The organism is Comamonas aquatilis (genome assembly GCF_965139575.1).
GTDB lineage: Bacteria > Pseudomonadota > Gammaproteobacteria > Burkholderiales > Burkholderiaceae_C > Comamonas > Comamonas aquatilis.
The window spans coordinates 127,973-142,055 of the sequence record NZ_CBCSIW010000004.1 but is presented as its reverse complement, the minus strand read 5'-3'; the positions used below and the strand labels follow the sequence as shown (position 1 = coordinate 142,055).

Below are 14,083 nucleotides of genomic sequence, written 5' to 3'. Positions count from 1 at the left end.
CATTCCTGCGCCAAGCCCATGTCCCGATTGGTTTTCCTGCTACCGAAGGCGATGACTTAAGCGCAGTATGCCGAAGGGTCAAAACCTTGCCCATGGGGCAAACAAGAGTCACTTTGAGGAAACTGCCTCTCCGGCAAGGCCATCAAGCTGGCGACTTCAAGCCCATGCCGACCAGGAAAATTTCCGAGGATTTGTCTCGCGACGCTTTGGGCTTGATGGGCTTGACCACCTTGAAGGTCTGTTTGAACAGATCCACCAGCTCGTTGTAGCCGCTACCGTGGAACAGCTTGACCACCAAAGCCCCTTCAGCTTTCATGTTATGGATCGCAAAATCCACGGCCATTTCGATCAGCACGGCCACGCGCGCAGCATCGGTAGACGAGTTGCCCGACAGATTCGGTGCCATATCAGAGACCACCACATCGGCCTTGCCGCCATTCATGGCGTCTTGCAACTGGGTCAGCACGGACTCCTCGCGGAAATCGCCCTGGATGTACTGCACGCCCTCGATAGGCTCCATGGGCAGCAAGTCCAGAGAGATGATGCGGCCATTGAGCTGCCCCACAGCCGCCCCCGTAGGAGACAGACGGCGGCGTACATACTGACTCCAGGCACCTGGGGCGCAGCCCAGATCCACCACGGTATGCCCAGGATGAATGAGTTTCAGACCCTCATCGATCTCCTTGAGCTTGTAGGCGGCACGCGCCCGATAGCCATCTTTTTGAGCCGCTTTAACATACGGATCGTTGATGTGGTCGTAAAGCCAATTCTTATTGACCTTCTTACTTTTAGTTTTCGTTTTCATGCTGGATTCTCTCAGCCTCGATAATACGGGTATGCCCCAAATTCAATTAACTCCCGCCGAGCGCCGGGAACAACGCGCCGAAGCACACCATTTGGACCCCGTGGTCCTGATTGGCGGTGACGGTTTGACACCTGCCGTCCAGAAGGAAGTGGATGCAGCCCTCAACGCACACGGCCTGATCAAGGTCCGCGTTTTTGGTGACGACCGCGCAGCCCGCGAACAGATGTATCAGACTCTGTGCGACGAGCTGAGCGCCGCCCCCATCCAACACATCGGCAAGCTGCTCGTGCTGTGGCGTCCCATGCCAGAGAAAGAGCGCCGTCATGACGAAGACCGCATGCCCGGCCCACGCGACATCAAGGTGCTCAAGTTCGGCCGTACCGGAACCAAGCCTGAAGTCAAGCAGATTCGTGTGCTTGGCAATCAACGCCTGACAGCCGGCGGCACGATCAAACGTTCCAAGCCCAAGCAAAAGTCGGTCAAAAAAGGCCGCTTGGACTAATTTTCCTCCAAGCATCCAGCCTTCCAGGCGCTTTGCGCCTTCTTTCCTACTGCTGAGACATCTCACCAATGGTCCAGACCACACCGCTGCCAACGCAGCAACGCCATATCCTTTGCATGAAATGGGGTACCAAGTACGGCCCGGAGTACGTTAACCGTCTCTACGCCATGGTGCGCCGCCATCTCAAGGGAGATTTTCGCTTTGTTTGCCTGACCGACAATACGGAAGGGATTCGTGAAGAGGTGGAGTGCTTCCCCATTCCAGACCTCAACATCCATCTGGCACCGGGCCAGCGCGATGGCGCCTGGAAAAAGCTCACCACTTTTGAAGGCGACCTGTACGGCTTGAAAGGCGTGGCTCTGTTCCTAGATCTGGATGTGGTGGTAGTCGGCAGCCTTGATGATTTCTTCACCCAAAGCGGTGAATTCCTCATCATCCACGATTACCCGCGTTTCTGGCGCTTCGGCGAACGGATTGTGGGTAATTCTTCGGTCTATCGCTTTCAGCTCGGAGCACATGCCGATGTGCTGGAAAATTTTCGTGCCCGTACCGAGCAATTGCGCGCCCAGTATCGCAACGAGCAGGAATACCTGTCGCACTTCTTGCACAAGCAAGGCAAGCTGGCCTACTGGCCGGCCTCCTGGTGCCCCAGCTTCAAGTACTACTGCATTCCTGCCTGGCCCACCAATTACTGGAAAGAGCCCGTGCCGCCGAAAGATGCGCGCATTGTGATCTTCCACGGAGAAGTCAACCCGCCGGATGCTCTGGAAGGTCGCCGTAATAAGCGTTTTCGCCATATCCAGCCGGCACGATGGATTGCCAAGGCCTGGGGTTGATCTACTGATCGACTCTCAACCCTAAAAATAAAAGGCGTTGCCACTGCGGCAACGCCTTTTTGCTGGGTGCGACATGCGTGCTCAGCGCACATCCACCAAGGGATGACCTTTGAGCCGCGTCAAAATAGCCAGCGGACTGGCCTCTTTGTCGTACTCGCTGCCGGGCGGCAGAAACAAGGTCTGCTCCAGCATGTATTGGCCGGCCATCACGGCGTGTACGGCCTGATCGGAAAAGCACACCCAGGTAGAGCCCGCAGCAAAAGGCACAGTCTCCTGCGGTGCGTTTTGCTGATAGTTCAGATCACCCTTCATGCCGTCGTGCAGTTGCAGCATGAGATGGTCGTATTCGCTGCGAAACGATTTGGTCACATGCAGCATTTCAAGCGCCTTGGCCTGCCAGCGCACATAGGGCTTGGCACGTGGCAAGAACTTCCTGGCCACCGCTTCGAAGGGCTCACCCACACGCCAAACGCGCGGCTGCCCGTGAGGATTGACATTGGTGAAGACGCGCAGAATGCGCTCCCCATAGTTGGGGCGCGATGGGAAAGCGTCCACATGCATGCGCTTGTCGTCGGCGCGCCAGGACTGGGCCCGCGTTTCCACCTGTGAAGGCCGGTAGCTGGTGGGAGCCATGCGCACCACCGGCATGTAGTCGGGAAACAGCCCCGCAATCAGCGCCGTCGCCTGATCGCGGAAACGGCCCACCATGGCAGCCACCTGCTGCTGTGTGGCCTCATCGCCCGCCACCCCTTTGATGGAGCCATCCACATTGAGGCTGATATTGCGTGCTTTGGGGTCGCGCACATCCGGACGCAGCAGGCTTTTCTCCTGCTCGGTGAGATCAAAGGCCAACGAGGGGAAGTACAGCAGCTTTCCAGCCTCAACGGCGGCCGTCCATTCGGGACGGTTGGGAACGTTGCGCCAGTCGGTGGCGTCAATTTTTACGATTTGAGATTCCATGGCCGCGCCAGTTTACCCCTCAGCGCCAGCCATGGCTTGGCATGGATCAAGCCGAACGCGAGCGCACACCGATCAAACGCCACAGCACCACGGCTGCGCAAAGCCATTGCAACGCATACATGGCCGTGCCCAGGCCATGCCACAGCTTGAGGTTCTCGCGCGCCACGATCTTGGGCGAGACGCCGTACTGCACCAACAGGGCCAGCAACATACCGGCGATAACAAAACCGATAGCAGCTTGCGCCCACTCCTCAATCTTTTCAGCCTTTCTTTGCTTTGAAAACACCAGCAGCAGTGCGCAGCACGCTATGGAAATCCATGTCTGTGCGGCAAACAGCTTGGCCGCCATAAAGCCCGCCATGGCTGGAGAAGGCAGATTGGCAAACAGCATGGGCACGGCCATAAAGCCTATAGCAGACAAGCTGCCCCACCACAGAGCAGCCAGAAAAAAAGGCAAGCGTTCAAACATAGTGAGCTATCCGAAAAATCCGCACAGCCTGCATCAGAGACAGCGAGCAAGGGCCGCCCCGCAGCGAGGCTGTCGTCCTCCTCCGCGAAGCAGAGAGGGGGAAGGCGCAAAGCGCCTCAGGGGGTGCTTAGATGTATTTCACACCCACCACCTCGTAGCGGCGCTCGCCGCCCGGGGCTTGCACCACGGCCGTATCGCCCTCTTCCTTGCCGATCAGGGCACGGGCAATGGGGCTGGAGATGTTGATCAGGCCGTGCTTCAGGTCGGCTTCGTCCTCGCCCACGATCTGGTAGGTCACGGCAGCGCCGCTGTCTTCATCTTCCAGATCCACGGTGGCGCCAAAGACCACGCGGCCGCCGGCATCCAGTGCCGAAGGATCGATGATTTGCGCAGCCGACAGCTTGCTTTCGATTTCCTTGATACGGCCTTCCACAAAGCCTTGGTGTTCCTTGGCGGATTCGTATTCGGCATTTTCGCTCAGATCGCCCTGGGCGCGTGCTTCGGCAATCGCCTGAATCACGGCAGGACGTTCGACGGTCTTGAGGCGTTGCAACTCAGTCTTGAGCTTTTCCGCTCCGAGCTTGGTGATTGGGATGGTGGCCATGGTCAAGTCTCCAAATTCAGCAAACGCCGCGCATGGCGCGGCACCGCAGGCACAGTGCTGCTCGACAAAGTCAAGCAGGGGCCCGTGCCCCAAAAGCAAACCGCCGCACGTTGCCGCGCGGCGGTTGAAGTTCATTGCCGTTCATTATGCCGTGTTTGCCACGGCACAAATCCGGTAAAACCCGGCGGCCCTGTCGGACTGCGCCGGATTGCTCAGGCTTTTAAGCCTGTTGCAGCTGCGCGTGCATTTCCTGCACCGAGATCACACCCAGATCGTTCATAGACTTCATACCTTCCACGGCTGCTTCCGCGCCGAAGATGGTGGTGAAAGTGGTCACGCGGGCCAGCAGAGCGCTGGTACGGATCTGACGCGAATCGGCGATGGCATTGCGACGCTCTTCCACCGTGTTGATGACCAGAGCGATTTCCTCGTTCTTGATCATGTCCACGATGTGGGGACGACCTTCGGTGACCTTGTTCACGGTCTGCACTTCGATACCGGCTTCGGCAATCGCAGCGGCCGTGCCACGGGTGGCGCACAGCGTAAAGCCCATGGCAACCAGATCCTTGGCAATCGCCACGGCGCGGGCCTTGTCGTTGTTCTTCACGGTCAGGAAGACCTTGCCTTCAGTAGGCAGGCTCACACCGGCGCCCAGCTGGCTCTTGACAAAGGCTTCGCCAAACGTCTTGCCCACACCCATGACTTCACCGGTGGACTTCATCTCGGGGCCGAGGATGGTGTCCACACCGGGGAACTTCACGAAGGGAAACACGGCTTCCTTGACGCTGAAGTAAGGCGGTGTGACTTCCTTGGTCACGCCCTGCTCTGCCAGCGTCTGGCCGGCCATGCAGCGCGCAGCCACCTTGGCCAGTTGCACGCCGGTCGCCTTGGAGACGAAAGGCACGGTACGCGAAGCGCGGGGGTTCACTTCCAGCACGTAGATCACATCCTGGCCGTCCACTTCCTTGATGGCGAACTGCACGTTCATCAGGCCCACCACATGCAGGCCTTCGGCCATGGCAGCGGTCTGGCGCTTGATTTCAGCGACGGTTTCGGCCTTCAGGTAGTAAGGGGGCAGCGAGCAAGCCGAGTCACCGGAGTGCACGCCAGCCTGTTCGATGTGCTCCATCACGCCGCCGATATACACGGCACCGGTCTTGTCGCGCACGCAGTCCACATCGCACTCGATGGCGTTGGACAGGAAGTGGTCCAGCAGCACGGGCGAGTCGTTGGAGACCTTGACGGCTTCGCGCATATAGCGCTCCAGATCGCGCTGTTCGTGCACGATTTCCATCGCACGGCCGCCCAGCACGTAGGAAGGACGCACCACCAGGGGGTAACCCAGGCCGGCAGCCTTTTCCAGCGCTTCGGTTTCAGTACGGGCCGTGGCGTTGGGCGGCTGACGCAGACCCAGTTCGTTGAGCAGCTTCTGGAAGCGCTCGCGGTCTTCGGCCGCATCGATCATGTCGGGCGTGGTGCCAATGATCTTCACGCCTTCGCGCTCCAGACCCAGGGCCAGCTTCAAAGGCGTCTGACCGCCGTATTGCACGATCACGCCTTCGGGCTGCTCCACATCCACGATTTCCAGCACGTCTTCCAGCGTCAGCGGCTCGAAGTACAGGCGGTCGGACGTGTCGTAGTCGGTAGACACGGTTTCGGGATTGCAGTTGACCATGATGGTTTCGTAACCATCTTCGCGCATGGCCATGGCGGCGTGCACGCAGCAGTAGTCAAACTCGATACCCTGGCCGATACGGTTGGGGCCACCGCCCAGCACCATGATCTTCTTTTTGTCGGTAGGCGCGGCTTCGCACTCATCGTCGTACGTGGAGTACATGTACGCGGTGTTGGAAGCGAACTCGGCAGCGCAGGTGTCCACGCGCTTGAACACGGGACGCACCTTCAGCGCCTTGCGCGCTTCACGCACGGCCTTGTCGGTGGTGTGCAGCAGCTTGGCCAGGCGACGATCCGAGAAGCCCTTTTGCTTCAGAGCGCGCAGAGTGCCCGCATCCAGCGAGGCCAGAGCAGCGTCGCCCTTGGCGGCAGCAACTTGATCCAGTTCGAGTTCGATCTTGATGATCTCTTCGATCTGCACCAGGAACCACTTGTCGATCTTGGTGATGTTGTGGACTTCGTCCAGCGTCCAGCCGGCAGCGAAAGCGTCACCCACATACCAGATGCGGTCGGGACCGGGCTCGCCCAGTTCCTTTTCCAGAATCTCGCGATCCTGGGTTTTTTCGTTCATGCCGTCCACGCCCACTTCCAGACCGCGCAAGGCCTTCTGGAAGGATTCCTGGAAAGTGCGGCCAATGGCCATCACTTCACCGACCGACTTCATCTGGGTCGTCAGGCGATTGTCGGCAGTGGGGAACTTCTCGAAGGCAAAACGTGGGATCTTGGTGACCACATAATCGATCGAAGGCTCGAACGACGCGGGAGTCTTGCCACCGGTGATGTCGTTCTTGAGTTCGTCCAGCGTAAAGCCCACAGCCAGCTTGGCTGCGATCTTGGCGATGGGGAAACCCGTGGCCTTGGAGGCCAGTGCCGAAGAACGCGAGACGCGGGGGTTCATCTCAATGACGATCATGCGACCGTCCTTGGGATTCACCGAGAACTGCACGTTGGAACCACCGGTATCCACACCGATTTCACGCAGCACTGCCAGCGAGGCATTGCGCATGATCTGGTATTCCTTGTCGGTCAGCGTCTGCGCGGGGGCCACGGTGATGGAGTCACCGGTGTGCACGCCCATGGGGTCCAGATTTTCGATAGAGCACACGATGATGCAGTTGTCCGCTGTGTCGCGAACCACTTCCATCTCGTACTCTTTCCAACCCAAGAGCGATTCTTCGATCAGCAGCTCGTTGGTGGGCGAAGCTTCCAGACCGCGCTTGCAGATGATCTCGAACTCTTCCGAGTTGTAGGCGATGCCGCCACCCGTGCCGCCCAGCGTGAAGCTGGGGCGAATGACGGTGGGGAAGCCCATTTCCTTTTGCACAGCCCAGGCTTCGTCCATGGTGTGGGCGATGCCGGAACGTGCGGAGCCCAGACCAATCTTGGTCATGGCGTCCTTGAACTTCAGACGATCTTCGGCCTTGTCGATGGCTTCGGGCTTGGCACCGATCAGCTCGACCTGGTACTTCTCGAGCACGCCGTGCTTCCACAGGTCCAGTGCGCAGTTCAGCGCGGTCTGGCCACCCATGGTGGGCAAGATGGCATCGGGACGTTCCTTGGCGATGATCTTCTCGACCGTCTGCCAGGTGATGGGCTCGATGTAGGTGACGTCCGCAGTCGCGGGGTCGGTCATGATCGTGGCAGGGTTGCTGTTGATCAGGATGACCTTGTAACCCTCTTCGCGCAGGGCCTTGCAGGCCTGCACGCCGGAGTAGTCAAACTCGCAGGCCTGACCGATCACGATGGGACCGGCGCCAATGATCAGAATGCTTTTGAGGTCGTTGCGCTTAGGCATTGTTGTGTTTCTCCATCAGCGCTGTGAAGCGGTCAAACAGATAGCCGATATCGTTGGGGCCGGGCGATGCTTCGGGGTGACCCTGGAAGCAGAAGGCGGGCACATCGGTGCGCTCCAGACCTTGCAGCGTGCCGTCAAACAGGCTGATGTGCGTAGCGCGCACATTGGCGGGCAGCGAGTCCAGTTCCACCGCAAAACCATGGTTCTGGCTGGTGATGCTGACGCGACCAGTGTCCAGATCCTTCACGGGGTGGTTGGCACCGTGGTGGCTGTTTTGCATCTTGAAGGTCTTGGCGCCGGAGGCCAGGGCCATGATCTGGTGACCCAGGCAGATGCCGAACACCGGCATGTCGGCAGCCATGATTTCCTGCACGGCCGCAATCGCGTAATCGCAAGGTGCGGGATCGCCCGGGCCGTTGGACAGGAACACGCCATCGGGGTTGAGCGCCAGCACGTCCTTGGCAGGCGTCTGGGCGGGCACCACGGTCACGTCGCAGCCACGCTCGGCCAGCATGCGCAGAATGTTCTTCTTCACGCCAAAGTCGTAGGCCACGACCTTGAACTTGGGCGATTCCAGCTTGCCGTAGCCTTGACCCAGTTTCCACTCGGTCTCAGCCCAGGGATAGGACTTGTCGGTGGACACCACCTTGGCCAGATCCAGCCCCTTCATATTGGGTGCGGCCTTGGCTGCGGCAATGGCTTCGTCGATCTTGGCCTGCGTGGCTTCTTCGCCCGCAGCCAGACCCACGATGGCGCCGTTTTGTGCGCCCTTGTCACGCAGCAGACGCGTGAGCTTGCGGGTATCGATGTTGGCGATGGCGACGGTCTTGCCTTCGACCAGGTACTCGGACAGAGTCTGAGTGCAACGGAAGTTGCTGGCCAGCAAAGGCAGGTTCTTGATAATCAGACCTGCGGCATGGATCTTGTCAGCCTCGACATCTTCAGGATTGACACCATAGTTGCCGATATGCGGATACGTGAGTGTCACGATCTGCTGGCAATAGCTGGGGTCGGTGAGGATTTCCTGATAGCCGGTCAGCGAAGTGTTGAAAACGACTTCGCCAACGGTGGTGCCTTGCGCACCAATCGAGTTGCCAATAAAGACCGTGCCGTCTGCGAGCGCCAGAATGGCGGATGGGAAGTTTCCCTTGAGAGACAAAAGCACTGGGTTCTCCGGTTTTTTAATTACGGTTACGCCCAACGAGGCCCCGGCATGTGTGCTGGGACATTTTGTCTGCAGGGAAATGGCGAGGTAGCGTCGCTAGGCGTAGAAAGATGCTTGAAAGCCGCCCATTATAGGCTCAGTCGACTTCAGTCCCTTGAAATGCCTCGGGATTACCCTCTTCGCGCAAGCATGCTTACGCTGCTGGCATGCAGGCAAATCGCCGCTGCTGCAGCCACATTGAGTGACTCCTCCCCCCCGGGCTGCGCAATGCTGATGCGGTGCTCGGCCATTTGCATCAGCGCCTCGCCCACGCCCTGCCCTTCATGACCCATGGCCCAGGCACAGGGCCAGGGCAGGCTGGCTTCGTGAATCAAAGTCCCTTGGTGCGAGCTGGTTACGACCAGCGGCACCTGCAAAGTCTGCACATCGTCCACCGAAGCGGCTTCGACCATGTGCAGGCCGAAATGCGCCCCCATGCCGGCGCGCAGCACTTTCTGGCTCCAGATAGCTGCAGTGCCCTTGAGAGCCACGATCTGGCCAAAGCCAAAGGCGGCCGCGCTGCGCAGGATGGAGCCCACATTGCCGGCATCCTGCACGCGGTCCAGCACCACCGTGGCAATGCCAGGCTTGACCTGCGCCGCGGCATCCCAGCCCATCACATAACCCATGCGGGCCGGTGACTCCAGACTGCTGATCTCGGCAAACAGGCTGTCGGCCAAAACAATGATTTTGCTAGCAGCTTGCGCCCATTCAGCGGGCGCTTGCGGCCAAAAAGACTCTGAAAACACCGCAATCTTGGGTGCCAGGCCGCGCGCCAATGCGGCACGGCACAGGTGATCGCCTTCCAGCCAGACCTGGCCTTGCTTGCGATAGGCCGTGCTGTCTTGCGAGAGTCGGCGCAGTTCCTTGACGAAAGCGTTGTCGCGCGAATGAATTTCTGTGACCTGAGGGCGTGGAGCCATGTCTACCTCTTGAATGGAAACAGGAGCCGGATCTCTCTGTCCGACAGCTATCGGACGGCGAGACCCCGGCCCCTGCAGAGCACCTGGCTCAGGAATATAGCGATGCCTGCGACAGGATAAGCGAGCCCGAGGCGCCGCTTTCACAAAGCACGGGCGCGGTAAAGCCACCTTCGCAAATCTGCCCGGCCTGCAACACCTTGGTGACGGGGGCAAACGTGCGGCGATGTTCGCCTGTGGCACCGTGGGCGCGCAAGGCCTCCAGGTGCGCGGCCGTGCCATAGCCTTTGTGGGTGGCAAAACCGTATTGCGGATACTGCATATCCAGCCGCTCGCACCAGCGATCACGCGTGACCTTGGCCAAGATCGAGGCGGCCGAAATGGCCTTGACCAGGGAGTCGCCCTTGACAATGGCCTCGGCCTGCACATCGATCTGCGGCAGCTGATTGCCATCGACCAGCACCAGCACGGGCTTGAGGCGCAAGCCCATCACCGCACGGCGCATGGCCAGCAGGGTGGCCTGCAGGATATTGAGCTCGTCAATCTCCTGCACAGACGCCTGGGCAATGCAAAAGCACAGAGCTTTGGCACGAATTTCGTCGTACAGCACTTCACGGCGATTGGCGGTGAGTTTCTTGGAGTCGTTCAGGCCTGCAATCGGCTTCATATCATCCAGGATGACGGCAGCAGCCACCACCGGCCCGGCCAGCGGGCCACGCCCTGCCTCATCCACCCCGGCGACCAGACCGGGCGGATGCCACGGCAGGCAATCCTGCTCAAGCAGCGGAGGAGGCAATGATTTTTTCGATCGCATGGGCAGCCAATTGGGCGGTATCTCGGCGCAGTTCGTGGTGCAGCGCGGTGAAGCGCTCAACCAGCGCTTCAATGGTGACAGGAGAATCCTGGCTGGCACGCAGCCAGCCCAAGGCGGCTTTCGCCAGCGCCTCGGGAGTTGCGGCATCCTGCAGCAACTCGGGCACGACGAAATCGCCGCACAGAATATTGGGCAGCCCCACCCAAGGTTGAAGCTGCTTGCGCTGCATCAGACGCCAGCTCCAAGGGTGCATGCTGTAGCTGATGACCATGGGGCGCTTGAACAAGGCCGCTTCTAGGGTGGCCGTGCCGCTGGCAATCAGCGTGCAATCACAGGCCGCCAGCACATCATGGGACTGGCCTTTCACGATGAGAACCTTGTCCCCCATACCCGCGTCCGCAGCAATGCGCTGCACTTCTTCCCACAAGGAAGGAACGGCGGGCGCTACGATTTTGGTAGCTGGAAGCGCTTTAAGCACCAAGGCCGCGGCCTTGAAAAATCCCGAAGCGATATAACGCACTTCCGAGCGGCGGCTACCGGGCAGCAAGGCCAGCACCAGACCCTCTTCAGGCAAACCCAGCTTGGCACGCGCCGCAGCGCGGTCCGGATGCAGAGGAATCACCTGGGCCAGCGGATGACCCACATAAGTGGCCTCAATGCCGTGCTGGGCCAGGAGCTCGGGCTCGAAGGGAAAAATGCACAGCACATGATCGGCCGCACGGCGAATCTTCTCAATCCGGTCGGCACGCCAGGCCCAGATGGAGGGACAGACAAAGTGCACCGTCTTGACGCCGGCTTCGCGCAGCTTGATTTCCAGACCCAGATTGAAGTCAGGCGCATCCACACCGACAAAGACCGAGGGCGGATGCGCAATCAGGCGTTGACGCAGCTTTTTGCGAATGCCCAGCAACTCGGCCACGCGGGCCAGCACTTCCCAGCTGTAGCCATGCACGGCCAGGCGCTCGGACTGCCACCAGGCGTCAAAGCCACGCGACTGCATTTGCGCACCGCCGATACCAATGGAGCGGGCATCGGGCCAGCGCTGGCGCAAACCGTCGAGCAGCAAGGAAGCCAGCAGATCGCCGGAAGCCTCTCCGGCCACCATGGCAATGCTGGGCGCTACGGATTGCGCAGCTGCTTGTGCTATCTGCTTGGAGGTTTCAGAGCTATTCACGTCTCAATCTTTGATGGAAGCGGCGCCAGCCGCTATCAGTTCTGCAGTGCTTGCGCGCCGTACTCAGCGTGCAATACCGCGCGTGGATGCTGCCAGAAAGGCCTGCATGCGGTCCACATCCTGCAGCGCCTCGGGCATGTCGGCCTTCAGGGCTTCAATCGCCTGGGTTGCCGCATCCAGGGTCAGCCCCTGGCGGTACAGCAGCTTGTGCATTTGCTTGACAGCAGCCAGACGCTCGGGCGTGAAACCGCGGCGACGCAGGCCTTCGGCGTTGAAGCCACGCACGGACAGAGGATTGCCGTCTACCATCATGAAAGGCGGCACATCCTGCGAGACATGGCTGGCAAAACCGGCCATGGCATGGGCACCGATATGGGTGAACTGGTGCACACCCGTGAGGCCGCCAAGGATGACCCAATCATCCACATGCACATGGCCCGCCAGCGTGGCGTTATTGGCCAGGATGGTGTTGTTGCCCACGATGCAGTCGTGTGCAATGTGCACATAGGCCATGATCCAGTTGTCCGAGCCTATGCTGGTCACGCCACGGTCTTGCGAAGTACCGGTATTGAAGGTACAGAACTCGCGCACCGTGTTTCGATCACCGATCTCCAGACGCGTGGGCTCGCCCGCGTACTTTTTGTCCTGCGGCTGCGCCCCCAGGGAAGCGAACTGGAAAATATGGTTGTCGCAGCCAATGGTGGTGTCGCCCTCGATCACGCAATGTGCGCCCACGGTGGTGTTCGCGGCAATGCGCACCTTGGGCCCGATCACGGCATACGGCCCCACAGCCACCGACGAGTCGAGCTGGGCTGCCGGATCGACGACTGCCGTGGGGTGAATCAGACTGACAGCAGCCATCAACGCTTAACCCACTTGGCGCATGGTGCACATCAGCTGTGCTTCTGCAGCCACTTCGCCATCCACGCTGGCCACGGCATTGAACTTCCAGATGCCGCCGCGAACGCGGTCGATGGTAATTTCCAGAGCCAGCTGATCTCCCGGCACCACGGGGCGCTTGAAGCGCGCAGAGTCAATACCCACGAAATAGTAGATATTGTTTTCATCAGGCACCTGACCCATGGCATCAAAGGCCAGCAGACCCGCGGCCTGGGCCAAGGCTTCCAGAATCAGCACGCCAGGCATGACGGGACGACCGGGGAAGTGACCGGTGAAGAACGGCTCGTTGAAAGTGACGTTCTTGATGGCCTTGATACGGGTGTTGCGCTCAAGCTCCAGCACCCGATCCACCAGAAGAAAGGGGTAGCGGTGCGGCAGTTGCTTGAGAATTGCTTGAATATCCATCATCAGTTTCCGTTGTTGCTTCGCTGGTCATTGGCCAGCGTTTGCTCAAGCTTTTTGATGCGCTCACGGAGCACATACAGCTGCTTGAATGTTGCAGCGTTCTTTTCCCATTGCTCGTTTTCTTGCAACGGAAAGATGCCTGTGTAAAAACCCGGCTTGGGTAATGAGCGGGTGACCATGGATGTCGGCGAAATCACCGTGCCATCCGCAATGGTCAAATGGCCCAGGATATTGGCTGCGCCGCCAATCTGGCAATGTGCACCAATACGGGCGCTGCCCGCAATACCGGTATTGCCCGCGATCACCGTATGCGCGCCAATGTGCACATTGTGGGCAATCTGCACCAGATTATCGATCTTGACGCCGTCTTCGATCACCGTGTCGTCGAGTGCACCCCGGTCAACACAGGTATTGGCGCCAATTTCCACATCGTTACCTATGCGTACCCGTCCCAGCTGCTCGATCTTGATCCACGCGCCCTTGGATGGAGCGAAGCCAAAACCGTCCGCGCCGATGACCACGCCCGGGTGCAAAATGCAACGCTCGCCCACTTCGCAGGCTTCGCCTAAGGTCACGCGAGACTTGAGCATGGTACCGGCACCGATGCGCGCATTCGCTTCCACCACGCACAGCGGGCCCACATAGGCCGATTCATGCACCACGGCAGACTCATGCACCACGGCACTGGCGTGAATGCCTCGCAGGGCAGCACCTGCATGTTGCACTTTCCACCACTGGGTGGCACGGGCGAAATAGGCATAGGGATCGTCGGTGACGATACAGGCGCCACGCGCCTGCGCCTCTTCGCGCATTGCAGGCGCCACAATGACGCAGGCCGCCTGAGAGGCGGCCAGCTGCTGGCGATAGCGCGGGTTGCTTAGAAAGCTCAGATCACCATGGCCCGAGGAGTCCAGAGGGGCGATGCGCAAGATTTGCAACTCGCGCCCGCCACCCAGCAGTTCTCCGCCGAGCGCATCGAGAATCTGTCCCAATAAAACGCTCACAGATTCAACCTGAATGG

At 59.7% G+C, this 14,083-nt stretch carries 14 protein-coding genes; 2 read left to right on the top strand and 12 right to left on the bottom strand.

The window, feature by feature from the left end; all coding sequences use genetic code 11:
• Nucleotides 1-142: 142 nt before the first annotated feature.
• Nucleotides 143-805: an RlmE family RNA methyltransferase gene (locus ACNAZA_RS07545; RefSeq protein ID WP_415795888.1), complete on the bottom strand. Its 663-nt coding sequence runs from the start codon at nucleotides 803-805 to the stop codon at nucleotides 143-145.
• A gap of 31 nt (nucleotides 806-836) precedes the next feature.
• Between ACNAZA_RS07545 and ACNAZA_RS07540 the strand changes: the two genes are divergently transcribed.
• Entirely contained in the window at nucleotides 837-1,307 is a 471-nt protein-coding gene (locus ACNAZA_RS07540; protein ID WP_415795886.1) for a YhbY family RNA-binding protein, read from the top strand.
• Between the two features lie 68 nt (nucleotides 1,308-1,375).
• Entirely contained in the window at nucleotides 1,376-2,143 is a 768-nt protein-coding gene (locus ACNAZA_RS07535; RefSeq protein WP_415795884.1) for a glycosyltransferase, read from the top strand.
• A gap of 81 nt (nucleotides 2,144-2,224) precedes the next feature.
• Here the strand turns inward: ACNAZA_RS07535 and ACNAZA_RS07530 are convergent, their stop codons facing one another.
• The 11 genes from ACNAZA_RS07530 to lpxD form a co-directional block, all read right to left on the bottom strand.
• On the bottom strand, nucleotides 2,225-3,103 hold the full coding sequence (locus ACNAZA_RS07530; RefSeq protein ID WP_415795883.1) for a Kdo hydroxylase family protein: 879 nt from the start codon (nucleotides 3,101-3,103) through the stop codon (nucleotides 2,225-2,227).
• Nucleotides 3,104-3,149: 46 nt separating this feature from the next.
• Nucleotides 3,150-3,572, bottom strand: a complete 423-nt coding sequence (locus ACNAZA_RS07525; RefSeq protein WP_415795882.1) for a DUF4149 domain-containing protein — start codon at nucleotides 3,570-3,572, stop codon at nucleotides 3,150-3,152.
• A 127-nt stretch (nucleotides 3,573-3,699) separates the two neighbouring features.
• On the bottom strand, nucleotides 3,700-4,176 hold the full coding sequence (gene greA / locus ACNAZA_RS07520; protein WP_415795881.1) for a transcription elongation factor GreA: 477 nt from the start codon (nucleotides 4,174-4,176) through the stop codon (nucleotides 3,700-3,702).
• A 220-nt stretch (nucleotides 4,177-4,396) separates the two neighbouring features.
• The gene (gene carB / locus ACNAZA_RS07515) at nucleotides 4,397-7,645 is read right to left on the bottom strand and encodes a carbamoyl-phosphate synthase large subunit (RefSeq protein ID WP_415795879.1); all 3,249 of its coding nucleotides are present in this window, start codon (nucleotides 7,643-7,645) and stop codon (nucleotides 4,397-4,399) included.
• Nucleotides 7,638-8,810 (bottom strand): glutamine-hydrolyzing carbamoyl-phosphate synthase small subunit, encoded by a 1,173-nt coding sequence (carA, locus tag ACNAZA_RS07510; protein ID WP_415795878.1) that lies wholly within the window; start codon nucleotides 8,808-8,810, stop codon nucleotides 7,638-7,640. The genes carB and carA overlap by 8 nt, the downstream gene beginning before the upstream one ends.
• Before the next feature lie 170 nt (nucleotides 8,811-8,980).
• Nucleotides 8,981-9,772, bottom strand: a complete 792-nt coding sequence (locus tag ACNAZA_RS07505; protein ID WP_415795876.1) for a TrmH family RNA methyltransferase — start codon at nucleotides 9,770-9,772, stop codon at nucleotides 8,981-8,983.
• 88 nt (nucleotides 9,773-9,860) lie between these two features.
• Entirely contained in the window at nucleotides 9,861-10,583 is a 723-nt protein-coding gene (rnhB, locus tag ACNAZA_RS07500; RefSeq protein WP_415795875.1) for a ribonuclease HII, read from the bottom strand.
• The gene (gene lpxB, locus ACNAZA_RS07495) at nucleotides 10,546-11,757 is read right to left on the bottom strand and encodes a lipid-A-disaccharide synthase (protein WP_415795874.1); all 1,212 of its coding nucleotides are present in this window, start codon (nucleotides 11,755-11,757) and stop codon (nucleotides 10,546-10,548) included. Before lpxB ends, rnhB begins: the two co-directional genes overlap by 38 nt.
• A gap of 63 nt (nucleotides 11,758-11,820) precedes the next feature.
• Nucleotides 11,821-12,618, bottom strand: coding sequence for an acyl-ACP--UDP-N-acetylglucosamine O-acyltransferase (lpxA, locus tag ACNAZA_RS07490; protein WP_415795872.1), 798 nt, complete (start codon nucleotides 12,616-12,618; stop codon nucleotides 11,821-11,823).
• A 6-nt stretch (nucleotides 12,619-12,624) separates the two neighbouring features.
• Complete coding sequence (fabZ, locus tag ACNAZA_RS07485; protein WP_120969331.1) at nucleotides 12,625-13,065, bottom strand: 3-hydroxyacyl-ACP dehydratase FabZ; 441 nt, start codon at nucleotides 13,063-13,065, stop codon at nucleotides 12,625-12,627.
• The gene (lpxD, locus tag ACNAZA_RS07480) at nucleotides 13,065-14,066 is read right to left on the bottom strand and encodes a UDP-3-O-(3-hydroxymyristoyl)glucosamine N-acyltransferase (RefSeq protein ID WP_415795870.1); all 1,002 of its coding nucleotides are present in this window, start codon (nucleotides 14,064-14,066) and stop codon (nucleotides 13,065-13,067) included. Before lpxD ends, fabZ begins: the two co-directional genes overlap by 1 nt.
• Between the last annotated feature and the right edge of the window lie 17 nt (nucleotides 14,067-14,083).